This window comes from Acidocella sp. C78 (assembly GCF_907164655.1).
Genome location: NZ_CAJQZK010000060.1, coordinates 358,907 through 384,595, shown reverse-complemented (window position 1 = coordinate 384,595; position 25,689 = coordinate 358,907). Strand labels below are relative to the sequence as shown.

General features: G+C 66.7%; 29 protein-coding genes and 1 pseudogene. 9 read left to right on the top strand and 21 right to left on the bottom strand.

Translation table 11 applies throughout. The features are described from left to right. Window positions 1–4 precede the first annotated feature (4 nt). The 4 genes from thiO (at window position 5) to ACIDOCELLA78_RS82350 (ending at window position 2,685) form a co-directional block, all read left to right on the top strand. On the top strand, window positions 5–1,126 hold the full coding sequence (thiO, locus tag ACIDOCELLA78_RS82365) for a glycine oxidase ThiO (RefSeq protein WP_201727656.1): 1,122 nt from the start codon (window positions 5–7) through the stop codon (window positions 1,124–1,126). Next, window positions 1,123–1,329 (top strand): sulfur carrier protein ThiS, encoded by a 207-nt coding sequence (gene thiS / locus ACIDOCELLA78_RS82360; RefSeq protein WP_201727655.1) that lies wholly within the window; start codon window positions 1,123–1,125, stop codon window positions 1,327–1,329. Before thiO ends, thiS begins: the two co-directional genes overlap by 4 nt. Before the next feature lies 1 nt (window position 1,330). Next, on the top strand, window positions 1,331–2,098 hold the full coding sequence (locus tag ACIDOCELLA78_RS82355; protein WP_201727654.1) for a thiazole synthase: 768 nt from the start codon (window positions 1,331–1,333) through the stop codon (window positions 2,096–2,098). A 179-nt stretch (window positions 2,099–2,277) separates the two neighbouring features. Further along, a complete protein-coding gene (locus ACIDOCELLA78_RS82350; RefSeq protein ID WP_201727653.1) occupies window positions 2,278–2,685 on the top strand; it encodes a metalloregulator ArsR/SmtB family transcription factor in 408 nt (135 codons plus the stop codon). On the opposite strand, the gene ACIDOCELLA78_RS82345 is transcribed toward ACIDOCELLA78_RS82350, so the two are convergent. From ACIDOCELLA78_RS82345 to ACIDOCELLA78_RS82290, 12 genes and pseudogenes are all read right to left on the bottom strand, one after another. Continuing rightward, window positions 2,634–3,098: a DUF6691 family protein gene (locus ACIDOCELLA78_RS82345; protein ID WP_201727652.1), complete on the bottom strand. Its 465-nt coding sequence runs from the start codon at window positions 3,096–3,098 to the stop codon at window positions 2,634–2,636. The genes ACIDOCELLA78_RS82350 and ACIDOCELLA78_RS82345 overlap by 52 nt on opposite strands. Next, window positions 3,098–3,535, bottom strand: coding sequence for a YeeE/YedE family protein (locus ACIDOCELLA78_RS82340; RefSeq protein WP_201727651.1), 438 nt, complete (start codon window positions 3,533–3,535; stop codon window positions 3,098–3,100). Before ACIDOCELLA78_RS82340 ends, ACIDOCELLA78_RS82345 begins: the two co-directional genes overlap by 1 nt. Window positions 3,536–3,553: 18 nt before the next feature. Further along, window positions 3,554–4,423 (bottom strand): MBL fold metallo-hydrolase, encoded by an 870-nt coding sequence (locus ACIDOCELLA78_RS82335; protein ID WP_201727650.1) that lies wholly within the window; start codon window positions 4,421–4,423, stop codon window positions 3,554–3,556. Between the two features lie 75 nt (window positions 4,424–4,498). Continuing rightward, window positions 4,499–5,809, bottom strand: a complete 1,311-nt coding sequence (serS, locus tag ACIDOCELLA78_RS82330) for a serine--tRNA ligase (RefSeq protein WP_201727649.1) — start codon at window positions 5,807–5,809, stop codon at window positions 4,499–4,501. Then, window positions 5,802–6,607 (bottom strand): annotated as a pseudogene (gene tatC / locus ACIDOCELLA78_RS82325) (twin-arginine translocase subunit TatC). Before tatC ends, serS begins: the two are co-directional and overlap by 8 nt. Window positions 6,608–6,616: 9 nt before the next feature. After that, window positions 6,617–7,060, bottom strand: a complete 444-nt coding sequence (gene tatB, locus ACIDOCELLA78_RS82320) for a Sec-independent protein translocase protein TatB (protein WP_201727648.1) — start codon at window positions 7,058–7,060, stop codon at window positions 6,617–6,619. 48 nt (window positions 7,061–7,108) lie between these two features. Then, window positions 7,109–7,666 (bottom strand): SMC-Scp complex subunit ScpB, encoded by a 558-nt coding sequence (scpB, locus tag ACIDOCELLA78_RS82315; protein WP_201727647.1) that lies wholly within the window; start codon window positions 7,664–7,666, stop codon window positions 7,109–7,111. Next, on the bottom strand, window positions 7,659–8,453 hold the full coding sequence (locus tag ACIDOCELLA78_RS82310) for a ScpA family protein (RefSeq protein ID WP_201727646.1): 795 nt from the start codon (window positions 8,451–8,453) through the stop codon (window positions 7,659–7,661). The genes scpB and ACIDOCELLA78_RS82310 overlap by 8 nt, the downstream gene beginning before the upstream one ends. Then, window positions 8,440–9,135, bottom strand: coding sequence for a site-2 protease family protein (locus ACIDOCELLA78_RS82305; protein WP_201727645.1), 696 nt, complete (start codon window positions 9,133–9,135; stop codon window positions 8,440–8,442). Before ACIDOCELLA78_RS82305 ends, ACIDOCELLA78_RS82310 begins: the two co-directional genes overlap by 14 nt. Next, window positions 9,132–9,707 carry a glycoside hydrolase family 3 N-terminal domain-containing protein gene (locus ACIDOCELLA78_RS82300; RefSeq protein WP_283770801.1) on the bottom strand — a complete coding sequence of 192 codons (576 nt, stop codon included), beginning with the start codon at window positions 9,705–9,707 and terminating at the stop codon, window positions 9,132–9,134. The genes ACIDOCELLA78_RS82305 and ACIDOCELLA78_RS82300 overlap by 4 nt, the downstream gene beginning before the upstream one ends. After that, window positions 9,656–10,057 carry a glycoside hydrolase family 3 N-terminal domain-containing protein gene (locus ACIDOCELLA78_RS82295; RefSeq protein ID WP_283770800.1) on the bottom strand — a complete coding sequence of 134 codons (402 nt, stop codon included), beginning with the start codon at window positions 10,055–10,057 and terminating at the stop codon, window positions 9,656–9,658. Before ACIDOCELLA78_RS82295 ends, ACIDOCELLA78_RS82300 begins: the two co-directional genes overlap by 52 nt. Window positions 10,058–10,067: 10 nt before the next feature. Then, complete coding sequence (locus ACIDOCELLA78_RS82290) at window positions 10,068–10,163, bottom strand: hypothetical protein (protein ID WP_249674995.1); 96 nt, start codon at window positions 10,161–10,163, stop codon at window positions 10,068–10,070. Between the two features lie 174 nt (window positions 10,164–10,337). Between ACIDOCELLA78_RS82290 and ACIDOCELLA78_RS82285 the strand changes: the two genes are divergently transcribed. Beyond that, window positions 10,338–10,634, top strand: coding sequence for a hypothetical protein (locus tag ACIDOCELLA78_RS82285; RefSeq protein WP_249674951.1), 297 nt, complete (start codon window positions 10,338–10,340; stop codon window positions 10,632–10,634). Window positions 10,635–10,954: 320 nt separating this feature from the next. On the opposite strand, the gene ACIDOCELLA78_RS82280 is transcribed toward ACIDOCELLA78_RS82285, so the two are convergent. Both ACIDOCELLA78_RS82280 and ACIDOCELLA78_RS82275 read right to left on the bottom strand, forming a co-directional pair. Next, window positions 10,955–12,745, bottom strand: a complete 1,791-nt coding sequence (locus tag ACIDOCELLA78_RS82280) for an arginine--tRNA ligase (RefSeq protein ID WP_201727644.1) — start codon at window positions 12,743–12,745, stop codon at window positions 10,955–10,957. Between the two features lie 9 nt (window positions 12,746–12,754). Beyond that, window positions 12,755–13,897 (bottom strand): deoxyguanosinetriphosphate triphosphohydrolase, encoded by a 1,143-nt coding sequence (locus ACIDOCELLA78_RS82275; RefSeq protein WP_201727643.1) that lies wholly within the window; start codon window positions 13,895–13,897, stop codon window positions 12,755–12,757. A gap of 79 nt (window positions 13,898–13,976) precedes the next feature. Between ACIDOCELLA78_RS82275 and ACIDOCELLA78_RS82270 the strand changes: the two genes are divergently transcribed. From ACIDOCELLA78_RS82270 to ACIDOCELLA78_RS82260, 3 genes are all read left to right on the top strand, one after another. Further along, on the top strand, window positions 13,977–14,318 hold the full coding sequence (locus ACIDOCELLA78_RS82270) for an iron-sulfur cluster assembly accessory protein (RefSeq protein ID WP_201727642.1): 342 nt from the start codon (window positions 13,977–13,979) through the stop codon (window positions 14,316–14,318). Window positions 14,319–14,325: 7 nt separating this feature from the next. After that, complete coding sequence (locus ACIDOCELLA78_RS82265) at window positions 14,326–15,102, top strand: exodeoxyribonuclease III (RefSeq protein WP_201727641.1); 777 nt, start codon at window positions 14,326–14,328, stop codon at window positions 15,100–15,102. Window positions 15,103–15,472: 370 nt separating this feature from the next. Then, the gene (locus tag ACIDOCELLA78_RS82260) at window positions 15,473–16,378 is read left to right on the top strand and encodes a GNAT family N-acetyltransferase (protein ID WP_201727640.1); all 906 of its coding nucleotides are present in this window, start codon (window positions 15,473–15,475) and stop codon (window positions 16,376–16,378) included. A gap of 38 nt (window positions 16,379–16,416) precedes the next feature. Here the strand turns inward: ACIDOCELLA78_RS82260 and ACIDOCELLA78_RS82255 are convergent, their stop codons facing one another. Further along, window positions 16,417–18,018, bottom strand: a complete 1,602-nt coding sequence (locus tag ACIDOCELLA78_RS82255; RefSeq protein WP_201727639.1) for an NAD(P)/FAD-dependent oxidoreductase — start codon at window positions 18,016–18,018, stop codon at window positions 16,417–16,419. 67 nt (window positions 18,019–18,085) lie between these two features. On the opposite strand from ACIDOCELLA78_RS82255, the gene ACIDOCELLA78_RS82250 reads away from it, so the two are divergent. Beyond that, window positions 18,086–19,891: an ABC-F family ATP-binding cassette domain-containing protein gene (locus ACIDOCELLA78_RS82250; RefSeq protein ID WP_201727638.1), complete on the top strand. Its 1,806-nt coding sequence runs from the start codon at window positions 18,086–18,088 to the stop codon at window positions 19,889–19,891. On the opposite strand, the gene ACIDOCELLA78_RS82245 is transcribed toward ACIDOCELLA78_RS82250, so the two are convergent. Genes ACIDOCELLA78_RS82245 through ACIDOCELLA78_RS82220 form a run of 6 tightly spaced genes read right to left on the bottom strand, consistent with a single transcriptional unit; the run spans window position 19,851 to window position 25,632 of the window. Continuing rightward, window positions 19,851–20,321, bottom strand: a complete 471-nt coding sequence (locus tag ACIDOCELLA78_RS82245) for a phosphate-starvation-inducible PsiE family protein (protein ID WP_201727637.1) — start codon at window positions 20,319–20,321, stop codon at window positions 19,851–19,853. The two genes, ACIDOCELLA78_RS82250 and ACIDOCELLA78_RS82245, sit on opposite strands and share 41 nt — an antisense overlap. Then, window positions 20,311–21,249: an alpha/beta hydrolase gene (locus tag ACIDOCELLA78_RS82240; RefSeq protein ID WP_201727636.1), complete on the bottom strand. Its 939-nt coding sequence runs from the start codon at window positions 21,247–21,249 to the stop codon at window positions 20,311–20,313. The genes ACIDOCELLA78_RS82245 and ACIDOCELLA78_RS82240 overlap by 11 nt, the downstream gene beginning before the upstream one ends. A gap of 22 nt (window positions 21,250–21,271) precedes the next feature. Next, window positions 21,272–21,949, bottom strand: coding sequence for an ABC transporter ATP-binding protein (locus ACIDOCELLA78_RS82235; RefSeq protein ID WP_201727635.1), 678 nt, complete (start codon window positions 21,947–21,949; stop codon window positions 21,272–21,274). Continuing rightward, window positions 21,942–23,189 (bottom strand): lipoprotein-releasing ABC transporter permease subunit, encoded by a 1,248-nt coding sequence (locus ACIDOCELLA78_RS82230; RefSeq protein WP_201727634.1) that lies wholly within the window; start codon window positions 23,187–23,189, stop codon window positions 21,942–21,944. The genes ACIDOCELLA78_RS82235 and ACIDOCELLA78_RS82230 overlap by 8 nt, the downstream gene beginning before the upstream one ends. Then, window positions 23,189–24,502, bottom strand: coding sequence for a proline--tRNA ligase (gene proS, locus ACIDOCELLA78_RS82225; protein WP_201727633.1), 1,314 nt, complete (start codon window positions 24,500–24,502; stop codon window positions 23,189–23,191). Before proS ends, ACIDOCELLA78_RS82230 begins: the two co-directional genes overlap by 1 nt. Before the next feature lie 35 nt (window positions 24,503–24,537). Then, a complete protein-coding gene (locus ACIDOCELLA78_RS82220; protein ID WP_201727632.1) occupies window positions 24,538–25,632 on the bottom strand; it encodes an acyltransferase in 1,095 nt (364 codons plus the stop codon). Between the last annotated feature and the right edge of the window lie 57 nt (window positions 25,633–25,689).

The window sequence follows — 25,689 nt, the reverse complement described above, 5'->3', positions numbered from 1 at the left end:
AGCCATGAAGGTCGCCATCATCGGCGGCGGCATCATCGGGCTCGCCCTGGGCTGGCGCCTCGCGCAGCGCGGCGCCGAAGCCACGGTATTCGAGCGCGATGCGATCGGCCGCGGCGCCAGCTACGCCGCGGCCGGAATGCTCGCCGCCGGCTGCGAGGCGGAGCCGGGCGAACAGGCGCTCGGGGTGCTCAACCACAAATCGCTGGCGCTGTGGCCGGATTTCGCGGCTGAACTCGAGGCGGCCTCCGGCATGCAGGTGGGGCTGCGGCGCGAGGGCACGATACTGATCGCCCTCAACCGCGACGATGCGGCGAAGCTGCGGCACGACATGGAATTCCAGAAACGCCAGGGCATCGACCTCGAATGGCTGACGCCGGTCGAGGCGCGCGCGCGCGAGCCCTATCTCGCGCCGCAACTGGCCGGGGCGGTGTTCTCGCCAGATGACATCCAGGTCGACAACCGGGCGGCAACGATGGCGCTGGGCGAGGCCTTCCGCCGCGCCGGCGGGGTGCTGCGCGAGCGGCTGCCGGTGCTGCGGATCGAGACCGACGGCGCCCGCGCCCGCGGCGTGGTGACCGCCGAGGGCATCCACGAGGCCGATGTGGTCGTGCTGGCGGCGGGGGCCTGGTCTGGCACGTTCGACGTGCCGGTGCCGCTGCCCCCGGTTCGCCCGATCAAGGGGCAGATGCTCTCGGTGCAGATGGACCCGGAAGCCCCCCTGCTGCGCCATGTGATCTGGGCGCCACGGGCCTATCTGGTGCCGCGGCGGAGCGGGCTGCTCATCGTCGGGGCAACCGTCGAGGAGCGCGGGTTCGATGGCGCGATAACGGCTGGCGGGCTTTATTCGCTGCTCGATGGCGCCTGGCGCGCCGTGCCGGGGATCGAGGAGCTCGACCTGGTGGAGACCTGGGTCGGTTTCCGGCCCGGCTCGCGCGACGATGCGCCTGTGCTCGGGCCGAGCGCCCTTCCCGGCCTAATGTTCTGCACCGGGCATCACCGCAACGGAATTCTGCTCACCCCGGTCACCGCCGCAGCGATGGCGGCGACAATCCTTGAGCAGAGGCTGGATCCGCGCATTGCCCCGTTCGATATCGGGCGGTTCGCGCGGGTGAGGAGTGCGGCATGAATCGCGAAGAAATCAGGGTAAACGGCACCTTCGAGCCGATTGCGGCGAGCATTGCCGCTTTGCTGGAGGCAAAGGGGCTGCACGAAACCAAAGGTCTGGCGGTGGCGCTCAACGCTTCCGTGGTGCCGCGGGCGTCCTGGGCGCGTACGCGGCTGGTGCCGGGCGACGAGGTCGAGATTGTCCGTGCGGTCGGAGGAGGCTGAGATGAACGCTTTCGAGATCGCGGGCGTCGCGCTCGGCTCGCGCCTGTTCATGGGCAGCAGCGCCTATCCCAACCAGCAGGTGCTGCTCGATGCGCTGGATGCGGCGGAACCTTCGCTGGTCACCGTGGCGATCAGGCGGATCAGCCTCGATGCCTATGGCGGATCACTGCTCGATGCGCTGGGCGGGCGCTATCGGCTGCTGCCGAACACCGCCGGCTGCTCGACCGTGCGCGATGCGGTGCTGACCGCCGAACTCGCGCGCGAGGCGCTGGAGACGGACTGGATCAAGCTTGAAATCATCGGCGACCGGGAGACCCTGTATCCGGATGCCGAATTGCTGATCGAGGCGACAGGCGTGCTGGTGAAGGCCGGTTTCACTGTGCTGCCCTATTGCACTGACGATCCGATTCTCTGCCGCAAGCTGGCGGATCTGGGCGCGGCCGCGGTGATGCCGTTGGGCTCGCCGATCGGCTCCGGGCTCGGGATCGCCAATCCCTACAACATCGAGCGGATCTGCGCGCAGAGTGCGGTGCCGGTGGTGCTCGATGCCGGCATCGGCACCGCGTCGGACGCGACGCTGGCGATGGAACTCGGCTGCGATGCCGTGCTGCTGAATACCGCGATTGCCCGGGCGCATGACCCGGTGCGGATGGCGGCGGCGATGCGGGCAGCGGTCGAGGCCGGATTCGGCGCCCGCGGCGCCGGCCGGATTCCGAAACGGCTGCGGGCCGAAGCCTCGAGCCCGGAACTGGGTCTGATTGGGGCGTGAAGGTCAGGCTGGCGCCGTACCGGCTCTTTCAAGCGCGGGAGCGTGAGTTGCGCCGCCCGCGCGCCCCCTTGGCGCGTTCATTTTGCCCGCGCGCGGAAAGGCCTTTGATATTGCCAAATCATCACCGAACGGATCATAGTCTGTCCAGATAAAGAGAGTTTGGTTACGGGGACAAAGAAATGGGTCAGCATGCGCCCCTGGCAGCAGACGGTTTGCTGCGGACTGGCGAACTGAAAACGATGGCGGTTGATAGCGAAACCGAGATTGAACTCGACGCGATGATGCGCAACGCGACGATGGCGGCGCAGTTTCTGCGGTGCATCGCCAATCCTCACCGGTTGATGGTTCTGTGTCACCTTACCCATGGTGAAGCCTCGGTGGGGCAGCTCGAGCGGGAACTCGGCATCCGCCAGGCGCATCTGTCGCAGCAGCTCGCACGGTTGCGACAGGACGGGCTGGTTACGACCCGTCGCGATTCGCGGACGATCTATTACGCGTTGGGCAGCGATGCGGCGCGCGATGTGGTGGGATTGATCTACCGCCTGTTTTGCACGGCGGGCATGGACAAGGTGGGCGGCTGCGACTGACGCGCGGCATCCAGCAAGCGGACGATCCATATCCCGGCGAACATTGCGATCACGAATGGCCAGAGGGCCAAAGGATCGAGCGCAAGCGCGGTGATGGCCGGTCCGGGGCATAGCCCGGCCATTCCCCAGCCAATCCCGAAAATCGCAGCGCCACCGGCAAGGCGAAGGGTGATTCCGCTGCGCCGCAGCACTGGAAAGCTCCCACCAGTCAATGGCCTGCCACGGCGGCGGCCATATGCGAACCCCGCCGCGGCGACGAGAACGCCGCCGGCCATGACGAAGGCGAGGCTCGGATCCCAATGACCGGCGATGTTGAGGAAGCCGAGGACCTTGGCGGGATCGACCATATCCGAGAGCAGCAGCCCGCCACCAAAGAGCAGGCCGGCGGCAAAAGCGATCAGGGGCCGGCGCATCATACGGCTCCAAGGTCACGGGTGAGGAAAACCACGACCGCCGCGACGGCCATGAAAACGAGTGTCGCGACAATCGAGCGCGGCGAAACGCGGGCCAGACCACAGACGCCGTGGCCTGAGGTGCAGCCGCCGCCGAGCGCGGTGCCGATTCCGACCAGCAGGCCGGCGCCGATCATCACCGGCGGCCCGGCGGCGACATGGATCGCCGGGGCGGCGCCAAACGACCGCGCGAGAAGGCCGGCCAGAAGCAGGCCGGAGATGAAGGCGAGCCGCCAGTCCCGCCCGGAGCGCTGGATCAGGTCTCCGGCGATTCCGGTGATCCCGGCAATGCGGCCGATGCCGAGCCAGAGCATGGCGGCGGCGGCGCCGATCATCAGCCCGCCCGCGAGATCGGGCAGCGGGGTGAAGCCCGTGGGGAAAGGCGCTGGAAGCAGCATGCAGCCGGGTCCTCGCGGTCAGAGCGTGTTGAGCGGAATTTTCAGATAGCGCCGGCCGTTCGGCGCGGGGGCCGGCAGATCACCGCCGCGGATGTTGACCTGCAGAGAGGGCAGAATCAGAACCGGGGCGGCGAGGGTCGCATCCCGCGCCTCGCGCATGGCGACGAATTGCTCCTCGCCGATGCCGGCGTTGATTTGCAGGTTCCCTGCCTTCTGCTCGGCAATCGTGCTTTCCCATCGCGGCTCACGCCCGCCGGGCTGGTAGTCATGCGCAGTGAAGACCCGGGTTTCGCCCGGCAGCGCATAGAGCCGGTGAACCGAGCGATAGAGCGCGTGCGCATCGCCACCGGGGAAATCGCAGCGCGCGGTGCCATAATCGGGCTGGAACAACGTGTCGCCCACAAAGACGGCGTCACCCACATGATAGGACATGCAGGCCGGCGTGTGGCCGGGCGTATAGATCGCCTCGGCCTCGATCATGCCGACCGCGAAGCGTTCGCCATCGCGAAACAGGTGGTTGAACTGGCTTCCGTCAATGGGAAAATCGGGACCGAGATCGAAGATATCGGCGAAATTGGCCTGCACCGGCGCGATATGATCGCCAATCCCGATCATCCCGCCGCCGAGGCTATGCTGGATATAGCGCGCCGCCGAGAAATGATCCGCATGGACGTGGGTTTCGAGAATCCAGTCGATGGTGAGGCCGCGCTCGCGCACGCTCGCGATCAGCGCATCGGCCGAAGTCGTCGACACCCGGCCAGATTTCGGGTCGTAGTCGAGCACAGAATCGATGATCGCGGCGCGAGACGTCGTCGGATCGATCACGATGTAACTGATCGTGCTCGTCGCGGGGTCGAAAAACGGCAGTATTTCGGGGCGCACAGTCATCGCAGCCTCCTCACGGGGTCATATTCTGTGCACCGAATATGAGAGGCCGAACGCTGTGGTCAATAGTGCCGACGGTCAGCCGATCCGCGCGCGCCCTCCCATATAGGGGCGCAGCGCATCCGGGATCGTGATCGACCCATCGGCATTCTGGTAGGTCTCCATCACCGCGATCAGGGCACGGCCGGTAGCAACACCGGAGCCGTTCAATGTGTGAACGAAATCGGGCTTTGCCGGCTTTGGGCCGGTCTGCGCCGGACGGTAGCGGGCGTTCATCCGCCGGGCCTGGAAGGCGCGGCAGTTCGAGCAGGAGGAGATTTCACGATAGGTCCCCTGCCCCGGCATCCAGACCTCGAGATCGTAGGTCTTTGCCGAGGAGAAGCCGGTATCGCCGGCGCAGAGCAGCATGCGGCGATAGGGCAGCCCCAGGCGTTCCAGCACGGTTTCGGCGCAGCGCGTCATCCGCTCGTGCTCGTCGGCGCTGGCCTCCGGCGTGGTGAGGGAGACGAGTTCGACCTTCCAGAACTGGTGCTGGCGCAACATTCCGCGGGTGTCGCGCCCGGCCGAGCCGGCCTCGGAGCGGAAGGACGGGGTCAGCGCCGTCATGCGCAGCGGCAGGCTGGCGGCATCGAGAATCTCGCCGGCGGCGAGGTTGGTCAGCGGCACCTCGGCGGTGGGGATCAGCCAGCGGCCGTCGGTGGTGCTGAAGAGGTCTTCGGCGAATTTGGGAAGTTGCCCGGTGCCGTACATTGTCGCGTCGTTGACGAGGAGCGGCGGCGAGACCTCGGTATAGCCGTGCTCGTTCACATGCAGGTCGAGCATGAACTGGCCGAGGGCGCGTTCGAGCCGGGCGAGATCGCCGCGCAGCACGGTGAAGCGGGCGCCCGCAAGCTTGGCCGCGCCGGCGAAATCCATCAGGCCGAGGGCTTCGCCGAGTTCGAAATGCTGCTTGGCCTCGAAGTCGAACGCGGGCGGTGCGCCGACCCGTTTTTGCTCCACATTGGCCGACTCGTCGGGGCCATCGGGCACGTCGGCATAGAGGATGTTGGGGAGGACAGCGAGCATCTCGTCCAGCTTTCGTGCCGATTCCGCCAGATAGGCGTTGGCGGACTCGATCTTCTGGCGCAACTCAGCGCCTTCCGCCTCGAGCGCTGATGTATCCTCGCCGGCCCGCTTGGCCTGACCAATCGCGCGAGCGAGTTCATTGCGGCGGGTCTCGTAGCCTTGCAGCTTGGTCTGGGCGTCGCGCCGCTGTCGGTCGTACACGAGTATAGCGTGGTCGGCCCCTTCAGCCGGGTAACCGGGGAATTCGACACCGGCAATCCCCCGCCGGCGCATCGCGGCGGCAAAGGCCGCGGCGGCGTCGCGAATGGCTTTCAGATCATGCATTCTCGGTAACCTCGGCTTTTGGCTCGACCATCTTCACCGCAAAGATCGACAGCTCGAACAGGGCGATCAGCGGCAGCGCCAGGCCCGTCATGGTAAAAACGTCGGGCGGGGTCAGGATCGCGGCGACGATGAAGCAGGCGACATAGGCATAGCGACGATATTTCTTCAGCGCCGCCGCGTTGACGATCCCGACCCGTCCGAGCAGTGTCAGCAGCACCGGCAGTTCGAAGCAGATGCCGAAGGCGAAGATCAGCTTCATCACAAGGTTGAGATAGTCGGAGACGCGCGGCAGCACGTTGATCTGGAAATTCGCGTTGTGCGGGTTCGTCTGAAAACTCAGGAAAAACTTCCAGGCATTTGGAAATATGACATAATAAGCCAGTGCGCCGCTGCGAAAAACAGCACCGGCGTGGCGATCAGAAAAGGCAGCAGCGCGCGCTTTTCCGACCGGTAGAGGCCCGGCGCGATGAACAGCCAGATCTGCGTGGCGATCACCGGAAAGGAGATGAAGGCGGCGGCGAAGATCGCGACCTTCACATAGGTGAAGAACGCCTCGTAAAGCGCTGTATAGACGAGTTCCGGCTTCTGCCCGCGTTCCTTGAGGATGTTGACGAGCGGCTGGGCAAGAAAATGGTAGATCGGGCGTGCGTAATAATACGACACCAGGAAGGCGCCGAGAAAGGCAAGGCCTGACCAGAGGAGGCGGCGGCGCAACTCGGCCAGGTGGTCGAGCAGCGGCATTTCCTTGTCGTTGATCGGGTCCGCATCCTGCGGCGCGTCGGTCTCATCGGATGTCATGCGCCGGACCTACCAGAGTCGTGTGCCGGGGGGAATGAAGGCGGGCACCGGGCGGGCGCGCACCGCGTCCGGCGGAACGAAAGCGGGCAATCCGGGCGGCAGATCGTCATCCGCGGTTCCTTCGATCACGGCATCCGCAGCGGAAGGAACTCCATAGCTCTCGCCATCGATCGAATCGAAGCTGCTGCGGATCGTGCCATCGGGGTCGACATGGCGCTCGATCGTGCTGCCGAGATCGAAATTGCGGAGATTGCGCAGGTCGTTGCCGATGTCGGCAAGATCGGCCTCGCGCATCAGCTCCTGCACATGGCCCTGGAACTCGCTGGCAAGGCCGCGCATCTTGCGCAGCGCCGCGGTTGCCGTGCGGATCGCCACCGGCAGGTCTTTCGGTCCGATGACGACAAGCGCCACCATCAATATCACGCCAATCTCTGGCCAGGAAAATCCGAGCATATCCGTCCGCTTAAACCGGCTTCTCTGCTAGCAGCCCTGCGGCCGAGGTCAAGGATCGGCCGGGGCCGGGCCGGCCGGTTCGACCAGAAGATCGCTGCGCTTGGGCAGGTCGCGCAGCGATTTGAGACCGAACTGCACCAGGAACTGCGGCGTCGTCGCCCAGAGCGCCGGGCGGCCGGGCGCCTCGCGATGGCCGGCCGGAGTGACCAGATCGGCCTCCAGCAACGCATCCAGCGCCGATTGCGAGAGGCTGACACCGCGGATTTCCTCGATCTCGGCGCGGGTAACCGGCTGATGATAGGCGATGACGGCGAGCGTCTCCATCGCCGCGCGCGCCAGGCGGCGGGGGATTTCCACCACCCGGCGCAGCGCCGGCGCGAGATCCGGCGCAGTGCGGAACATCATTCCCTGCCCCGCCTCGACGAGTTCGATCCCGCCGCCCTCGTGGCGGGCGCGCAGGGCCGCCAGCACGGAGTCGAGATCCTCGCCCTCGGGCAGCAGGGTGGCGAGGGTGCGCATCGGCACCGGCTCCCGGCTGGCGAAGATCACCGCCTCGATCAGCCGTTCGGCGTGTGGGCGGGAACTGGGCGGGGCGGTATCATTCATGGTCGGGTTCGGGCTCCGGGCCGGGGCGGATCTGGATGGGGCCGAAAGGCTGCTCCTGTCGGAGTGCCAGTTGGCCGTCGCGGGCGAGTTCGAGCCCGGCGAGCAGCGTGCTGGAGAGAGCAGCGCGGCGGGCAAGTGGCGGTTCGGACGAATCGGGCAGTTCGGGCGGCAGGAAGCCGGCGAGATCGGTCCAGTCCCGCGTGGCGCCGAGCAGCCGGGTCAGACGTTCCAGCGCCTGCTGTACCGACCAGAAATTCATCGGCTTCGGCCGGTATTGCCGCTTCGCGCCGGACCGGCGGCGGGCGGCGAGATAGGCCGTCAGCAGCGAAGTGAGATCGACGCGCAGCCGTGAACGGTCGATCTCGGTGAAATCCTCCGGCGCGCCACGGGGGAAGACGTCCTGTCCGAGTTGCGGCCGTGCCCCCAGCCAGGCGGCGCCCTCGCGGATGGCCTCAAGCGCCTGAAGCCGCGCGGCCAGCACGTCGGCGGCGATCTCGCCCTCCTCGGCGGCGGTCTCGTCCTCGGGCAACAGCAGGCGGGATTTCAGCCAGGCGAGCCAGGCGGCCATGACCAGCCAGTCCGCCGCGAGTTCGAGCCGCACCCGGCGCGCGCCCTCGACGATCGCGAGATATTGCTCGACGAGGGCGAGAATCGACACATTGGCGAGATCGACCTTCTGGCCGCGGGCGAGTTCCAGCAGCAGGTCGAGCGGCCCCTCGAACCCCTCGAAGCGGACGATGAAGGCCTCGACGGGTTCGGGGGATGGCGCGGCGTCAGAATCCGGCATTGACGCCAGCAAGATGAAGGAACCAGGCGGCGACGCGCGGCACCCAGAGGCTGAGCGCGTCCGATACCGGGTTGAAGCGGATGCCGAACTGGCCGAGCAGCGCGGGCAGGATGAAGATCACCGACAGGATGAGCAGGATGCCGAGCTGCTCGACGCGGGCAAGCATCCGGGCGGCGGGCAGCGGCAGCAGGCCGACGGCGATCCGCCCGCCGTCGAAGGGCGGCAGCGGCAGCAGGTTGAACAGGCCGAGCACGATGTTGAAGAGCAGAAAATAGAGCAGGAAATCGCCAAGCATCGGCACATTGCCGAAGGCGGCGATGGCGAAGGACGCGGCAAGCGCAAGGACAAAATTCGAAAGCGGGCCGGCGGCGGCGACGATCGCCATGCCACGCCGCGGATCGCGGAAGCCGGACGGGTCCACTGGCACCGGCTTTGCCCAGCCGAACATGAAATCGATCCTGCCGATGGTCAGGAGCTGGCTGGCGATGAGAAACAGCGGCAGGATCACCGTGCCGAACCGGTCGACATGGCGCAGCGGATTGAACGAAAGCCGCCCGGCGCGCTGGGCCGTTCGGTCACCGAGGGCGAGCGCGGCGTAACCATGCGCGAGTTCATGCAGCACGATCGCCGGGATCGCCGCAAGCACACTGATCGCCACTGAAAGGATGGGGTTATGGGTCATGGCGCCGGCGTCGGTTTGAGGCGGAGGATCAGCGCCTTGTCGAGATCGGGCACGGCTTCGAGCACCGCGCGGTTGGCGGCAGGCTCGCCCGGGCAATAGAGGGCGAGGTCGCAGCCGGCGGCAAGGGCGCGCAGGGCACGCGAGACCGGCGTGCCGTCAAGCGCGCCCATCGCAAGATCGTCGCTGACCAGAATCCCACGGAAGCCGATCCGCCCGCGAATCACCTCCTCGATGATCCTGCGGGAGAAGGTCGCCGGAGTCGCGGGGTCGAGCGCCTCGTAGAGGATATGGGCGGTCATGCCCCAGGGCAGGTCGCGATTCGCGGCGAAGGGCGCGAAGTCGGCATCGAGTGCCGTGGCGGTGACACGCGGCAGGCTATGATGGCTGTCGAGCCCGGCGCGGCCGTGACCCGGCATGTGCTTCATCACCGGCACGACGCCCTGGAACATCAGCCCCCAGGCGATATCCGCCCCCAGCGCGCCGACCACGGCGGGGTCGGCGGCGATCGCGCGGTCACCGATCACATCGTGCGCGCCGGGGACCGGGACATCGAGCACCGGCGCGGCGACCACGTCGAACCCGCGTCGCGGGCCATCGCGCCGATCGCGGCGCCGTGCGCGCGGGCGGCGTTGCGGGCGGCGTCGGGGTCGGTCGCGAACAGCGCGCCGAGCTGGGCGGCTGGCGGAAGCTCGGGCCAGTGCGGCGCGCGCAGCCGGGCCACACGGCCGCCTTCCTGGTCGACCATCAGCACCGCCTCCGCGGGGAGTGCCTCGCGCAGGGCGGCCACGAGATCGCGCAGCTGGGCGGGATCGGCGATGTTGCGGCCGAACAGGATCACGCCCGCCGGCGGATGTTCGGCGAACAGCGCGCGTTCCTCCGGCGCAAGGGTAGTGCCGGCGATGCCGAGTATGGCGGCCTTCATGGTCGGTGTCTCACTTCGGCGGAACGTAGCAGGCGACGTGACGGGCTTTCAGCCGGTCGCAAAAGGTGGTGGCGGCGGTGGCGGTGGCAAAGCCGCCGAGGCGCAGCCGGTAGAAGTCCTCCCGTTCACCGTGCCCGGCACGACGAGGGGGGTGCGGCCCGCCAATAGATCGGGCACGCGGGCGAGCAGGATCTGCCAGGCTTCGTCGGCCTTCGCCATCGAGACGAGGGCGCCGAGCTGGATGTCGTGCGGGCCGGCGCTGGCGGCCTGTTTCGGCGGGATGATCGCCGGCATCGCCTTGCCGATCTGCGGGTTGGGCGCGGCGGTTCCCGCTGCCGGCGGCGCGGCGGCCGGTGTCGCCGGCGCTGCCGCGCCGGATGCAGACGCACCAGATGCCGGGGCCGCCGATGACGGCGGCGGTGGCGGCAGGGGGGCCGAAAGGCCCGCGCCGGGCGGCCGGCTCTGCGAGGCCGCGGCGGCCGTCGACGCGGGGTGCGGAGCGGGCTTCGGCTGTGACGAATTCGCCTCGGCGGCGAGCTTCGAGAAATCCGGCTGTGGTGTCGGCGGCGCGAGCTGAGGTGGCCTGAAGCGGTCGTACCGGACATGATCTGCTCGTTCGCCCCCGGAACCTGCAGGCCGCCGGGATTGGCCGGAGCGGTCCGCATCGGTCCCGGCGGCGGCTTGATCACCGGCGGCGGGCCAAGGCGCGGATGCACGCCGCCCCAGATCAGCGCGACGAGGACGATCGCCCCGGCGAAGCCGCCAGCGATGAGCGCGATACGGCGCATTTCCGGATCGAACCCGCGCGTGGGCGGACGCCGCACCGCATAGGGCGGAATGTCGATCTCGTCATCGTAATCCTGTCGGTCCATCGTCTCTCCGGGCAGCCGGCGCCGCTCAGCGCATCTCCTCAACCGGGGCAACACCCATCACCGCAAGGCCGGAGCGGATGACCATCGCGGTCGCCGCGACCAGGGCGAGCCGCGCCCGGCTGGCCTCGATGGCATCGGCCTGGATGAAGCGGAGCGTGGCATCGGCGCGGCCAGCGTTCCACAGGGCATGGAAGTCGCCAGCCAGATCATACAGGAAAAATCCGATTCGGTGCGGCTCGCGCGCTTGCGCGGCCGATTCAACGAGGCGCGGCCAGGCGGCCAGGCGGCGCACCAGCGTCAGCTCCTCGGGCGCGGTCAGGCCGGCGAGCGCGGCCTCCGCGAGGGCGGCATCGGCGGTATCGCCGAGTTCGGGCAGCTCCGCTGCGGCGCGCAGCACCGAGCGGCAACGCGCATGGGCATATTGCACGTAGAAAACCGGATTTTCCCGCGTTTGCGCCACCGCGGCATCAAGGTCGAACTCCATCTGCGCGTCGGACTTGCGCATCAGCATGATGAAGCGGACGACATCGGACCCCACGGCATCGATCAGGTCGCGCAGCTCGATATAGGTGCCGGCGCGTTTCGACATGCGCATCGGCGTTCCGTCCTTCATCACGCGGACGATCTGGCAGAGCACGATGTCGAGCGAGGCGTCGCGCCCGGCGGCGAGCGCCTTCACCGCCGCCTGCATCCGCTTGACGTAGCCGCCGTGATCCGCACCCCAGACATCGATCATGGTGTCGAAGCCGCGGGCCATCTTGTCGGCGTGGTTGGCGATGTCGTTGAAGAAATAGGTGTTCGAACCGTCCGACTTGCGGACCGGGCGGTCGACATCGTCGCCAAAGCCGGTGGCGCGGAACAGTGTCTGCTCGCGCGGTTCCCAGTCCTCCGGCGTCTTGCCCTTGGGCGGTTCCAGCACGCCCTCGTAAAGCAGGTCCTGCCCGCGCAGGATCGCCTCGGCGCGCTCGACTCCGCCTGCGGCGATCAGTGCCGCCTCGCTGGTGAACACGTCCTGGCGGACGTTGAGGGCGGCGAGATCGTCGCGGATCAGCGCCATCATCGCCTCGATCGCGTGGCGGCGGACCATGTCGAGCCAGGCCCCGGCGGGCGCGATGGACAGGCCCGGGCCGGCGAGCGCGTCGCCATGGGCCGCCACCAGCGCCTCCGCCACCGGAATCAGGTAATCGCCCGGATATTGCAGGCCGGTCGGCGTCGCCGCGGCGAAATCCTCTTCGGTGAGCTGGGTGCCGAGCGCCTGCAAATAGCGCCAGTAGACCGACCAGGCGAGTGCGGTAACCTGCGCGCCGGCATCGTTGATGTAGTATTCGCGGGTGACGTCATACCCGGCCTTGGCTAGCAGCGAGGCCAGCGCATCGCCCACAACGGCGCCGCGGCAATGGCCGACGGTGAGCGGGCCGGTCGGGTTGGCGGAGACGTATTCGACATTGACACGGCGCCCCTGCCCCATAGCGCTCGCGCCGAAGGCTTCGCCGGCGCGCAGGATGGCGGCGATTTCGGCGTGCCAGACCGGATCCGCCAGGGTGAGGTTGACGAAGCCGGGCCCCGCTGGCTCGGCCTTCGCGATGTCCGGCAGCGCCGCCAGCGCTGCGGCGAGGGCGGTGGCGATCTCGCGCGGTGCGCGGCCAAGCGGCTTGGCGGCGATCAGCGCGGCATTGGTCGCCATGTCGCCATGCGCGGCTTCCCGCGTCGGCGAGACCTCGATCCGCGCCTGAACCTCCGCATCGAGAGCCGGAAACAGGCGCGCCATTTCGGCCAGGACCAGCCGGCGCAGGGCGATGAAGATGTTGTGGGACATGCGGAAACCTCAGGCGGGAGAATGGGGGTCGGTCAGGCGGCGATGCTCGTCGAGCGCGGCGCGGTCGGTCATGCCGGCGATATAGTCGCGCACCGCCTCGGCCGCCGTCATGCTGCGCGGCGCGCCGGCGGCGCTGCGCCAGTCCTCCGGCAGCAGGTCCGGCCGGGCGAGCAGCAGGCGGGCCATGTCGCGCACCACGAGCTCGACCTTGTGGGTCATGCGGTTGACGCGCCATTGGCGATACATGCGTGCGTAAAGGAAGCGGCGGATTTCGGCATTCTCCGCGGCAAGCTCGGGGGCGAAGCCGATCACCGGTTCGGGACAGGCGCGCACCGCCTCGGAATCGGCGGGCGCGAGGGCGGCCAGCCGCCGGCGGCTCTCGGCCAGCGCGCCGCTGACCAGCACGCCGATCATCTGCCGCACGGCATGGGCGCGGATACGCACCGGATCGGCCGTCAACGCGCGCGCCTCGTTCAGCGTGGCGCCGATGATCGGCACGGCGGCGAGATCGTCAGGCGTGAACAGGCCGGCGCGCAGCCCATCGTCAATGTCATGAGCATGATAGGCGATGTCGTCGGCCAGGGCCGCGACCTGCGCCTCGGCCGAGGCCTGGCGGGCGAGATCGAGCGGATAGGCGGCATCGAAGGCGGCGATGTACGCAGGGGGCGCGGTCAGCGGGCCGTTATGCTTGGCCAGCCCCTCCAGCGATTCCCAGGTGAGGTTCAGCCCGTCGAACCCGGCATAGCGGCGCTCCAGCAGCGTCACGGTGCGCAGGCTCTGGGCGTTATGGTCGAAGCCGCCATGCTCGCCGAGCGCGTCGTTCAACCCGGCCTCGCCGGCATGGCCGAAGGGCGGGTGGCCGAGATCGTGCGCGAGGGCGAGGGTTTCGGTCAGGTCCTCGTCGAGCCCCAGGCCGCGGGCGATGCTGCGGGCAATCTGCGCCACCTCAAGGCTGTGGGTCAGGCGGGTGCGGTAGAAATCGCCCTCATGGATCACGAAGACCTGGGTCTTGTATTGCAGCGTGCGGAAGGCGGCCGAGTGCAGCACGCGGTCGCGGTCGCGTGCGAAGGGGGAGCGGGTCGCGCTTTCGGGCTCTGGATGCTGGCGGCCGCGCGAGGCCCCGGCGCGGGCGGCATAGGGGGCGAGTGACATGGCCCCGGCTTACTAGGAGAGCGCAGGCTTGTCCAAGCGACGCTGGCGATCCGGCGGGTGAGCGACTATATTCCGCGTCATGAGCGAGACAGTGAACCGGTTCCGGATCAGTGAGGCGGCGGCGGCACGGATCGCCGCCATCGTCGCGGTGGAAAACCCCGATTCGGCCCTGCGGGTGGAAGTTCTGGCGGGCGGCTGCAACGGGTTTCAATACAAGTTCGACCTCACCCGCGAGGTGGCGCCCGATGATGTGGTATTCGAGCACGGCGGCGCGAAGGTGGTCGTCGATCCCGCGAGCCTTGAACTGCTCGATGGCGCCGAGCTGGATTTCAAGGACACGCTGATGGGGGCCTATTTCGCCGTGGGCAACCCGAACGCGACCTCGTCCTGCGGCTGCGGTTCGTCCTTCTCGGTCGACTGAGCGCAGCGTGCGGATCGCGACCTGGAACGTCAACTCGGCGCGTGTGCGGGCCGGGCTGATTGCGGATTTTCTCAAGCGCGAACAGCCGGATTTGCTGTTGCTACAGGAAATCAAGTGCGAGGCGGCGCAGTTTCCGGCCGCGGCCTTCGAGGCGGAGGGATACCGCGCCGAGATCGTCGGGCAGAAGGCGTATAACGGTGTCGCGGTGCTTTCGCGCGCGCCGGTGAAGGTGACGCATCGTCGCCTTCCCGGCGAGGAGGAAGACGCGGCGGCGCGCTTCATCGAGGTCGAGGCCGGCGGCCTGCTGGTCGGCAATCTCTATTTGCCCAATGGCAATTCCGGCGGCGACGACGGCTTCGCCGCCAAGCTCGACTGGATGGAGAAATTGCGCCTGCATGCCGCCTCGCTGCTTGAGCATGATCGCGATTTCATCCTCGCCGGCGATTACAATGTCGGCCCCACCGATGCGGATCTGGCGAAAGGCGCGCTGGCGGCGGATGACGCGTTGGTGCGGCCGGAAAGCCGGGCGGCATTCCGCGGGCTGATCTGGCTCGGCCTGACCGATGCGCTGCGAGCGCTGCATCCGGGTGAGACGCTTTATACGTTCTGGGACTATCAGGCCGGCGCATGGCAGCGCGACAGAGGGCTGCGGATCGATCACGCATTGCTCTCGCCGCGCGTAGCGGAACGGCTTGAGACGGTGCGGGTGGCGCGCGAGGAGCGGGACAAGCCGCAACCCTCTGACCATGTGCCGGTCATCGTGACGCTCCGTGACCCGTCCTGAGCGGCGAAGGCGCTCGCGGGCGGCGAGGCGGAGCGCGCATGTGCCGGGCGGGTTTCCTTCATCCGGCAAGCTGAACGTCTTCTGGCCATCCTGCCAAACGCAACTCGAAGATCTTCGCGTTTTCAGGCAATGTCCTAGATCACATTTGGTTGATGTTAGAATTCGATTTGATTAACAAAAAATTTATTTTTTTATTACATCAGATATTCCTTTACAAATTTTATTTATTTTGACTGACTTGTCATCATTTTCGTTGACAATCTGAAACGTTGCTAACGCCTCTGGCCGCGCCCATTGATTTTCCCGGGAGGAGAATCATGAACCGCGACATGAACGACGCCGTTTCGGGACATCCTGGCTATCCCCTACCGTGTTCCATGAACATTGGTGGCTCGATGCGGCTTCCGGTGGAGCGTTTGGTGAGGTCAGGGTGGAATCCGGAGGGCGTCTTGCGGGACGCTTGCCCTTTATCGTCCAGCGGCGGGCACGCAGCTTCGATGTGGTGCGCATCCCCGATCTCACCCACTGCCTGGGGCCGGCGATCGCGGCCGAGTTCGATCCGCCGGGCGCCGTCAAATCGACCAAGGGAATCGAGATTTGCAGCCAGTTGATCGCTCAACTTCCCAAGGCGGCTCATGTCTGGTTCAGGCTTCATCCGGAAACCGCAAATACGCTGGCGTTCGACAAGGCGGGGTTTTTAAGCACTGTACAATGGTCGGTCGAGATTGCGCCGCACCCGGAAGAGCATTTGTGGAAGCGGATGCGCGACAAGACGCGCAACGCCATTCGCCGTGCAGGCGACGGCCTGACCGTGACGACGTGGGACGAGCCCGCGCATTTCCTTGATTTCTACAAGGATTGCCTGCGCCGGAGCGACCGCAGGAACCATTATGACGACGCGACGCTGGCCTCCCTGGTTGGAGAGATTCTGCGGCGCCGACGCGGGCGGGTGCTGGCGGCAATCAGGCCCGACAATACGCCGGAGGCCGCAATCCTCACGGCATGGTGCGAGCGGCGCGAGTTCTACTTCATGTCGGCACGGGACCCGTCAGCCCATTTCGGCGCCATCAACCTGCTGATCTGGTCGGCCATTCAGAATGCGGCGGCCGCGAATCGTATTTTCGACATGGACAATATCCACGTCGTGGATGGCGCGCTGCCCAACCTTCTGATGCTGAGCGGATTTGGCGGGACTGTCGTGCCTCGCTACTGCGTCTCGCGCAGTTCGGCGGTGTTGAACGCGTTGCTGGGCGTGCGCCGCGCTCTCGGCCGGTAGAACCGCTTCCAGCGGGATCGGGCGTGGATATGTCCGTCTCAGCGGAGGCTGCGGGCAACGGCCTCGGCGGCGCGGATACCATCGACCCCTGCCGAGAGGATGCCGCCAGCATAGCCCGCCCCCTCGCCGGCGGGAAACAGGCCGTGCGTGTTCAGGCTTTGGCCATCCGCCCCGCGGGTGATGCGGATGGGCGCCGAGGTGCGGGTTTCAACACCGGTCAGCACCGCATCCTCACGGTCGAAGCCCGGGATCTTGCGCCCGAAGGCCGGCAACGCCTCACGGATCGCCTCAATCGCGTAATCGGGAAGGAGTGTCGCGAGATCGGTGAGGGTGACGCCGGGGCGGTAGGACGGGATCACGGCGCCGAAATCCGTCGAGGCACGGCCGGCGAGAAAATCGCCAACCAGTTGCCCGGGCGCGTGATAGGTCGAGCCGCCTGCCACATAGGCCGCCTCTTCGAGGCGGCGCTGCAACTCGACGCCGGCCAGAACATCCCCCGGAAAATCCTCCGGCGAAATGCCAACCACGATCCCGGCATTGGCGTTGCGCTCGTTGCGCGAATACTGGCTCATGCCATTGGTGACGACCCGACCCGGCTCGGACGTCGCGGCGACGACGGTGCCGCCGGGGCACATGCAGAAACTGTAGGCGCTGCGGCCGTTTTTCGCGTGATGCACCAGCTTGTAATCGGCCGCGCCGAGCAGCTTGTGGCCGGCATGATCGCCATAGCGGGCGCGGTCGATCAATGATTGCGGATGCTCGATGCGAAAACCGATGGCGAAGGGCTTCTTGTCGAGATGCACGCCGCGGTCGCGCAGCATGGCGAAGGTATCGCGCGAGGAATGGCCAATGGCGAGAATGACGTGGTCGGTCTCGATCGTCTCGCCGGACTCGAGCATCACGCCACGGACCTGCCGGGCGTCGCCGATGGTGTCGATGACAAGATCGGTCACCTTGGCGTCGAAACGGTATTCGCCGCCGAGGCGCTCGATCGTCGCACGCATGGTCTCGACCATGCCGACGAGGCGGAACGTGCCGATATGCGGATGCGCGACGTAGAGGATCTCCTCCGGCGCGCCGGCGGCGACGAATTCGGTCAGCACCTTGCGGCCGAGATGGTTGGGATCGCTGATCTGGCTGTAGAGCTTGCCGTCGGAGAACGTCCCTGCCCCGCCCTCGCCGAACTGGACGTTGGATTCGGGCGTCAGCACGCCGCGCCGCCAGAGCGCCCAGGTATCTTTCGTGCGCTCGCGCACCACCTTGCCACGTTCGAGGATCAGCGGGCGCAGGCCGGCCTGGGCGAGGATGAGGGCGGCGAAGATACCGCAGGGGCCGGTGCCGACCACGATGGGCCGGCGCGGCGGCAGCGAAGATTTCGGAAACAGGTAGCTCATGTCAGGCGTCGGGCCGACATGGCGACTCGCCGCGTGGCGAGCGAGAAGCCCCGCCTCGTCCACGGCTTCGACATCGATCGTGTAGGTAAGGACGATCGCGGCCTTGCGGCGAGCATCCACGGCGCGGCGGAAGACGGTGAAGCCGCGCAGCGCGCCCTCGCCGATGCCAAGGCGCGCGAGCACCGCATCGCGCAGGGCGTCGGGGGCGTGGTCGAGCGGCAGGCGGATTTCGGTCAGGCGGATCATGACGGCGCTCTCATACTCCGATCGGCGCTCGCTTGCCATGCGATCCGCGATTGGCCACAAGGCGCGCATGGCCCCTCCCCTGCTCAACCTGCAAGACGTAAGGCTTTCGCTCGGCGGCGCGCCGCTGCTCGATGGAGCGGAGATCGGCATTGCCGCGGGCGAGCGGATCTGCCTGGTCGGGCGCAACGGATCGGGCAAGTCAACTCTGCTGAAGATCGCGGCGGGTCTGGCCGAGGCCGATTCCGGCACGCGATTCCTGCAGCCCGGCGCCACCTTGCGCTACCTGCCGCAGGAGCCGGACCTCACCCGCTTCCCGACCGTGCTCGATTACGTGTTCGACGGGCTCGATCCGGAAGTGGACGGGCACCGGGCGCGCGCCTGCCTCGATCGGCTCGGGCTGACCGGCGCCGAGAGCACCGACCGCCTCTCCGGCGGCGAGGCGCGGCGCGCGGCGCTGGCCAAGGTGCTGGCGCCGGAACCGGACGTGCTGCTGCTCGACGAGCCGACCAACCACCTCGACCTGCCGGCGATCGAATGGCTGGAGGCAGAATTGAAGGCCTCGCGCGCCGGCATCGTGCTGATCAGCCATGACCGGCGGCTGCTGGAAACGGTAACGCGCAGCATCGTCTGGCTGGATCGCGGCCGGACCAGCCGCATCGATCGCGGGTTCGCGCATTTCGAGGCCTGGCGCGACGAGGTGTTCGAACAGGAAGAGCGCGACGCGCAGAAGCTCTCCCGCGCCATCGCGCGCGAGGAAGACTGGATGCGCTACGGCGTGACGGCGCGGCGAAAGCGCAATGTCCGCCGCGTTGCCGAACTCGCGGCCCTGCGCACGCGCAAGCGCGAGGAGCGGCGCGAGGCGCGGGAGATGAACGTGACGACGAGCGCCGCCGCACTCTCCGGCAAGATCATCGTCGATGCCGAGCACGTCTCGAAATCCTTCGGCGAACGCAGCGTGATCCACGACCTGACGCTGCGGGTGCTGCGGGGCGACCGGCTCGGCATCGTCGGGCCGAACGGCGCGGGCAAGACCACGCTGCTGCGGCTGCTCACCGGCCAGATCGAACCGGACTCGGGCACGATCACCCAGGGCACCAACCTCGCCGTGGCGACGCTCGACCAACAGCGCGCCGCCCTCGACCCGGCCTGCACCCTGGCCGACACGCTGACCGGCGGAGGAAGCGACATGGTCGAGGTCGGCGGGCAATTCCGCCATGTCGTCGGCTACATGAAGGATTTCCTGTTCCGCCCTGAGCAGGCACGCACGCCGGTCGGCACGCTGTCGGGCGGCGAGCGCGGCCGGCTGCTGCTGGCCCGCGCGATGGCGCGCCCCTCGAACCTGTTGATCCTCGACGAGCCGACCAACGATCTCGACCTCGAAACGCTCGACATCCTGCAGGACATGCTATCGGACTATAATGGAACGGTGCTGCTGGTCAGCCACGACCGCGACTTCCTCGACCGAATCGCGACATCGACGCTCGCGGCGGAAGGCGACGGGCGCTGGATCGAGTATGCGGGCGGCTATGCGGACATGCTGGCCCAGCGCGGCACACGCGAGGTCCGCGAGGCAGGACCGCGCAAGCCGGCTGCAACGCCGCCGAAACCGAAGGCTGCCGCTTCGGGATTCTCCTTTCGCGACCGTCACCGGCTGAAGGAACTCGAAGGCGAGATGGAAACGCTTCAGGCCGGCATCGCCCGGCACGAGGCACGCCTCGCCGACCCCGATTTCTTCACCCGCGATCCAAACGGATTCCGCAAGGTCAGCGAAACGGTGGGCGGATTGCAGGCGAGGCTCGCCGCGCTCGAGGCGGAATGGCTCGACCTCGAACTCAGGCGCGAGGCTGCTGATGAGGCGAAAACCTCATCGTGATGCTGCGCGCAATCACCAGCACGATGATAAGGACAACCAGCGTGAGAATGTCTTCAGCCGAGAATTTCTGGCCATAGAGCTTGATCAGCACCTCGCGAAGCGAAAACACGATTGTCACGTCAAGCAGCGTCGAGAGTCTGATTCGCCGGGTTCGGGCATAATCCATGAAGGTGTTGAACAGCTCGATAAGGATGACAACGTCGAGAATCTGTTCGACCAGCACGCGAAGGGTGAACGTATCCATCGTTTCCGCCCGGAAATCGGGCACAAGATGGATCGTGCTAGCAACCGCCTCGAGAAAAGCGAAAGCGAGGGCGACGAGCATCAGCGGTATCACGCCGAGGATAACGGCATCCACCGCGATGTCGTAGCCGCGGAAGACGAGGCCGCGCCAGCGCCCGCGCGGCCTTTCTGTTCCGTCAGATGCCACGGGCCGCCAACGCCCCGACGAGTTCGTCAATCGCCTCGCCAGCCTCGGGAATCACCCGGCCCATCGTCAGGAAACCATGAATCTGCCCCGGAAAACGCCGCAGCGTGACCGGAACGCCGACCTCCGCAAGCCGCCGTGCATAGGCCTCGCCCTCATCGCGCAGCGGGTCGAACCCGGCGGTGATCACGAGCGCCGGCGGCAGGCCGTCATGCCGTGCGGCGCGCATCGGCGAAGCCCGCCAGTCCGCCTTGTCCGCCTCCGAGCGCAGGTAATGGGCGCGAAAATACGTCATCATCGCCCTCGTCAGCATGTAGTTCTCGCCGAAGACCTCGTGGCTTTCGGTCGAGCCGAGCATGTCGGTCGAAGGGTAGACCAGCGCCTGAAGCGCGATGGCAGGGCCGGCATTGTCGCGCGAATCGATCGCGACGACGGCGGCGAGGTTACCGCCCGCGCTGTCACCACCGACGGCGAGGCGCTTCGCGTCGACGCCCAGTTCACCGGCATGCTTGGCGACCCAGATGGTGGCGTCGATCGCATCCTCGACAGCGGCAGGGAATTTGTGTTCAGGGCCGAGCCGGTAATCGACGGAAATGACCACCGCGCGGCTACGCTGCGCGATCTGCCGGCAGACGACGTCATGGGTATCGCGATCGCCGATCACCCAGCCGCCGCCATGGAAATACACGAGGCAGCCGCGCGCCGCGGTGTCGTCCCCATCGCGATAGAGGCGGAGCGGAATGGCGCCGTTGCGGCCCTGAGCATCGAGATCGCGCACCTGCGTGATCGCCGGCGGCTCGGGCGAAAGGGCGCCGCGCGCCAGCAGATAGCCGATCCGCGCTTCGGCCGGGCTGAGCTGGTCGGCCGGCGGGCGGCCCGCGGCACGGATGAGTTCGAGCGCCATAGTGGCGCTGCTGTCGAGTTCTGCCATTGACGGTGTCTCCCCTTGTTGTTCAGCCATCGACGAGATGGCCATCGCGCAGCATCACCACGCGATCCATGCGGGCGGCAAGATCGGGATTATGGGTGGCGATCAGCGCCGCGATGTTTTCCTTGCGGACCACCCGCAGCAATTCGGCAAAGACGAGATCGGCGGTGGCAACATCGAGATTGCCGGTCGGCTCGTCGGCAAGCAGGAGTTTCGGTGCGTTCGCCATGGCGCGCGCGATCGCGACGCGCTGGCGCTCGCCGCCCGAGAGCTTGCCGGGCAGATGGTTCGCGCGCGCGGCAAGGCCGAACGCATCGAGCAGATGGGCGGCCCGGACCTCGGCGTCCTTGCGGGAGCGCCCCGCGATGAGCTGCGGCAGCGCGGCGTTTTCGAGCGCCGTGAATTCGGCGAGAAGATGATGCGCCTGATAGACGAAGCCGATTTCGTTGCGGCGCAGCGTGGTCTTTTCGGAATCCGAAAGGCGCGCGGTATCGATCCCGCCGATGCGGATGGTGCCGGCATCCGGCTTTTCGAGAAGCCCCGCGAGGTGCAGCAGCGTGGACTTGCCGGAACCCGAAGGCGCCACCAGCGCGACGATCTCGCCGCTGCGCAGCGAAAGATCGGCGCCGCGCAGGATGTGAAGATTTTCGCCCTCGCTGTGAAAGGTGCGGACGACGCCATCGAGTTTCAGAACCTCACTCATGGCGCAGAGCCTCCACCGGATCGGTTCGCGCCGCCCGCCAGCTCGGATAGAGTGTGGCGACGAAGGACAGGCCAATGGCGATCACCACGACCTCGACCACCTGGCTCCAGACCAGCTTCGCCGGCAGGGATTCAAGATAATAGACGGTTGGGTTGAAGAGCTGCGTGCCGGTCAGCCCCTGCACGAACTGGCGGATCTGCTCGATATGCGCACAGAAGACAACGCCGAGCCCGAAGCCGGCGATTGTGCCGATCACGCCGACCGAAGCGCCGACCATGAAGAAGATCCGCATGATCGAGCCGGAGGTCGCCCCCATCGTGCGCAGGATGGCGATATCGGCAGTCTTGTCCTTCACCATCATGATCATCGAGGACACGACGTTGAACACGGCAACGATGATGATCAGCGTAAGGATCAGGAACATCACGTTGCGTTCGACATTGACCGCCGCGAAGAAGGCGTTGTTGCTGTTCTGCCAGTCCACCACGTTGACCGGCGCGCTGCCCATCGCCGTGGGGATGGCGGCCTTGATCGGGGCGGTGTTGTCGGGATTCTTCACGAAAAGCTGGATCTGCGTCGCGGCGTCTTTCGCGCGGAAGAGCGTCTGCGCCGAGGCGAGAGGCAGGAAGACGAAGCTGGAATCGTATTGCGCCATGCCGGTGCGGAAGATCGCGCTCACATGAAAGCTCTGGATGCGCGGGATGGTGCCGATGATGGTGGCGTCGCCCTGCGGCAGCACGAGGGTGATGGTGCCACCGAGCGAAATGCCGAGCTGGCTGGCGACGCCGGCACCGATTGCGATGTTGCCGCCGGTGAAATCCTTCAGCGAGCCGGCGACGATGTGCCGTGAGACGGTCCGCAGCTTCGCCAGCCCGTCCGGCTGGATGCCGCGCGCCACCCCGCCGATCGCGCCGCCATGCGGCCCGGTCATCAGCACCTCGCCCTGCACGATCGGGATGGCGCTGATCACGCCGGGGATCTTTTCGAGCCTCTGCGCCGCCGCGTCGTATTGCGAAATGTTGTGCCCGGCGCCGTAGACGCCGATATCGCCGTTCAGGCCGAGGATCTGCGCCAGCAATTCCTGGCGGAATCCGTTCATCACGCTCATCACGATGATCAGCGTCGCCACCCCGAGCGCGATGCCGACGAGCGAGAAGATCGCGATGATCGAGACGAACCGCTCGCCCTTGCGAGCGCGTAGATAACGGAAAGCGACCCGGCGCTCGAAGGCGGAAAACATCAGAGGCGCACTTTCGCGAGCGCCGCCTCGATATCGAGTTCGGCGCGCTCGCCGGTACGCCGGTGCTTGAGCTCGACCTGGCTCTTCGCCGCGCCGCGCGGGCCGACAATGATCTGCCAGGGATGGCCCATCAGGTCGGCATCGGCGAATTTCTCGCCGGCCCTGGCATCGCGGTCGTCATAGAGCGCATCGCGACCCAGCGCATCGTAGATCTGCTCGCAAAGCGCGTCGGTCACCTGGTCCCCCTGGCGGAGATTGAGGATCGAGGCGCGGAAGGGCGCGATTGCGTCGGGCCAGATGATGCCCGCCTCGTCATGGCTCGCCTCGATGATCGCACCGGTCAGGCGCGAGACGCCGATGCCATAGCTGCCCATTTCGGGATGCACGCGCGCGCCGTCCGGCCCGACCACGGCGAAATTCATCGCCTGGCTGTATTTGGTGCCGAAATAGAAAATCTGGCCAACCTCGATCCCCCTGCCCTCGCGGCGCTGATCCTCGGGCACTTTCGCCCAGGCGGCCTCGTCGTGCTTCTCGTCGGTCGCGGCGTAGAGCGAGGTCATGCGGTCGAAAAACGCGTCGAGATCGGCGCGGTTTTCGTAGTCATAGGCATCATCACCGAGTTCTATCGTCTCGAAGCTTGCGTCGTAGAACACCCCGCTCTCGCCGGTCGGCGCCAGGATATGGAATTCATGCGAGAGATTGCCGCCGATCGGCCCGGTATCGGCGCGCATCGGCACCGCACGCACGCCCATGCGCTTGAAGGTGCGCATATAGGCCAGCATCATCCGCCGGTAGCTTTCAACCGCGCCCTCATAGTCGAGATCGAAACTGTAGCCGTCCTTCATGAAGAACTCGCGGCCGCGCAGCACGCCGAAGCGCGGGCGAACCTCGTCGCGGAATTTCCACTGGATCTGGTAGAGCATCTGCGGCAGGTCACGGTAGGACTGTACCGAATCACGCATGATCGCGGTCAGCATTTCCTCGTTGGTCGGGCCGTAGAGCATCTCGCGATCGTGACGGTCGCGGATGCGCAGCATTTCGGGGCCATAGGCGTCGTAGCGTCCGCTTTCACGCCACAGCTCGGCGGACTGGATCGTCGGCATCAGGATTTCCTGGGCGCCGGCGCGCGCCTGTTCCTCGCGAACGATATTGGCGATGTTGTGCAGGACCCGCAGCCCAGCCGGCAGCCAGGCATAGATGCCGGCCGATTGCTGGCGGATCAGCCCGGCGCGCAGCATCAGCCGATGCGAGACGATCTGCGCTTCGGCGGGCGTTTCCTTGAGGGTGGGAATGAGCGAGCGGGAAAGGCGCATGATGAGTCCTGATCGGTTGGGGGTCGAAAGCCTGATTACAGCGCCACGCTGCCCTCGGCCAGAGCCGCCGCGCGTTCAGGGTCCAGACGCCGGTTGAAGGCGATCCGCGCGGGCTTCTCGACAAGCAGGTGCAAAAGCACGGCGAGGCCCGCAGTAAGTGCCACCAGCGCCCCCGCAACCGCGAGCGGCGCCGCCGCGCGGGCAATGCCGAGATGCCGGAAGAGCTGAGCGGTCATCAGTTCGGCGGGGGCGAAGCTCATGTAGAACGCATAGGACAAAACGCCCATGGCCCGCAGCGGGCGTATGGCGCCGAGACTTGCCGGGAGGCCGGCATCGCCATGCATGCCAAGGCCGAACAACATCAGCCAGAGTCCGAAAACTGTCATGGCATCGTGACCGGTGACGGCGAAGATGAGGGCAACGCCAGCACCACCGAGAGCGAGCGTCCTGTTGGGTGCTTCGTCGGCGACGAAGGGAATAAAGACCGCAGTCGCCATGCCGGCGATGAATTCCGGGAAAAATCGCAGCAAGGAGACGCCGAACGTCAGGTTAAGCCCGCCGAACGCCCAAGCAACAAGCGCAAGAACCGTAAAACAGAGCGGAAGGGAAACCACGAAGGCAGCTTGGTAGAATGTCCGCGAAGCGGCGATCATCAGCGGAAACAGGAGATAGCCGGCCCATTCGGTGCTGATCGACCAGGAGGGGTAGTTCCACGCCCAATGGTCCAGCGTTCCCCATCCCTGCACAAGCAACAGGTGACAGAGCAGCGCCACTCCTGAAAAGCGCGCCGGTTCACGCGGTGTCACCCCGGCAGCTTTCCCGGCCAGGAACAGCACGCCAAGCAAAACGATCACCGCGAGATGCACCGGGTAGATCCGCGCCAGGCGCTTTCCCCAGAACCGCATCGCGCCACGCAGGCTGAAAGGGATGTCCTGATCGACCCTCGTGAGCAGCAGTCCGGAGAGAATGAAGAAGCCATCGACGCCAAGATAGCCATGGGCGATGACGGGCGCGAGCGGGCCCAGCCAGTGGGCGTACTCCACCTGCAGATTGACGTGATAGGCGAACACCCAGAGCGCGAAGAGGGCGCGGCAGGCTGTCAGGTCGGTCAGTTCTCGCCTGCGGTTCATGGCGCATCCGTCCCAGACGTAAAAAAACCCGCCGGCGAAGACGCCAGCGGGCCAAGT

Coding starts and splice junctions, on each gene's coding strand:
- tatB (WP_201727648.1), bottom strand. CDS start 7,060: ATGCTCGGATTTTCCTGGCCAGAGATTGGCGTGATATTGATGGTGGCG.
- ACIDOCELLA78_RS82285 (WP_249674951.1), top strand. CDS start 10,338: ATGATCGCCGGCATCGCCTTGCCGATCTGCGGGTTGGGCGCGGCGGTT.
- ACIDOCELLA78_RS82270 (WP_201727642.1), top strand. CDS start 13,977: ATGAGCGAGACAGTGAACCGGTTCCGGATCAGTGAGGCGGCGGCGGCA.
- ACIDOCELLA78_RS82305 (WP_201727645.1), bottom strand. CDS start 9,135: ATGACCCATAACCCCATCCTTTCAGTGGCGATCAGTGTGCTTGCGGCG.
- ACIDOCELLA78_RS82275 (WP_201727643.1), bottom strand. CDS start 13,897: ATGTCACTCGCCCCCTATGCCGCCCGCGCCGGGGCCTCGCGCGGCCGC.
- thiO (WP_201727656.1), top strand. CDS start 5: ATGAAGGTCGCCATCATCGGCGGCGGCATCATCGGGCTCGCCCTGGGC.
- ACIDOCELLA78_RS82295 (WP_283770800.1), bottom strand. CDS start 10,057: ATGAAGGCCGCCATACTCGGCATCGCCGGCACTACCCTTGCGCCGGAG.
- ACIDOCELLA78_RS82345 (WP_201727652.1), bottom strand. CDS start 3,098: ATGCGCCGGCCCCTGATCGCTTTTGCCGCCGGCCTGCTCTTTGGTGGC.
- ACIDOCELLA78_RS82280 (WP_201727644.1), bottom strand. CDS start 12,745: ATGTCCCACAACATCTTCATCGCCCTGCGCCGGCTGGTCCTGGCCGAA.
- thiS (WP_201727655.1), top strand. CDS start 1,123: ATGAATCGCGAAGAAATCAGGGTAAACGGCACCTTCGAGCCGATTGCG.
- ACIDOCELLA78_RS82235 (WP_201727635.1), bottom strand. CDS start 21,949: ATGAGTGAGGTTCTGAAACTCGATGGCGTCGTCCGCACCTTTCACAGC.
- ACIDOCELLA78_RS82340 (WP_201727651.1), bottom strand. CDS start 3,535: ATGCTGCTTCCAGCGCCTTTCCCCACGGGCTTCACCCCGCTGCCCGAT.
- ACIDOCELLA78_RS82255 (WP_201727639.1), bottom strand. CDS start 18,018: ATGATCCGCCTGACCGAAATCCGCCTGCCGCTCGACCACGCCCCCGAC.
- ACIDOCELLA78_RS82250 (WP_201727638.1), top strand. CDS start 18,086: ATGGCCCCTCCCCTGCTCAACCTGCAAGACGTAAGGCTTTCGCTCGGC.
- ACIDOCELLA78_RS82350 (WP_201727653.1), top strand. CDS start 2,278: ATGGGTCAGCATGCGCCCCTGGCAGCAGACGGTTTGCTGCGGACTGGC.
- ACIDOCELLA78_RS82230 (WP_201727634.1), bottom strand. CDS start 23,189: ATGTTTTCCGCCTTCGAGCGCCGGGTCGCTTTCCGTTATCTACGCGCT.
- ACIDOCELLA78_RS82240 (WP_201727636.1), bottom strand. CDS start 21,249: ATGGCAGAACTCGACAGCAGCGCCACTATGGCGCTCGAACTCATCCGT.
- serS (WP_201727649.1), bottom strand. CDS start 5,809: ATGCATGATCTGAAAGCCATTCGCGACGCCGCCGCGGCCTTTGCCGCC.
- ACIDOCELLA78_RS82355 (WP_201727654.1), top strand. CDS start 1,331: ATGAACGCTTTCGAGATCGCGGGCGTCGCGCTCGGCTCGCGCCTGTTC.
- ACIDOCELLA78_RS82335 (WP_201727650.1), bottom strand. CDS start 4,423: ATGACTGTGCGCCCCGAAATACTGCCGTTTTTCGACCCCGCGACGAGC.
- ACIDOCELLA78_RS82310 (WP_201727646.1), bottom strand. CDS start 8,453: ATGCCGGATTCTGACGCCGCGCCATCCCCCGAACCCGTCGAGGCCTTC.
- proS (WP_201727633.1), bottom strand. CDS start 24,502: ATGCGCCTTTCCCGCTCGCTCATTCCCACCCTCAAGGAAACGCCCGCC.
- scpB (WP_201727647.1), bottom strand. CDS start 7,666: ATGAATGATACCGCCCCGCCCAGTTCCCGCCCACACGCCGAACGGCTG.
- ACIDOCELLA78_RS82220 (WP_201727632.1), bottom strand. CDS start 25,632: ATGAACCGCAGGCGAGAACTGACCGACCTGACAGCCTGCCGCGCCCTC.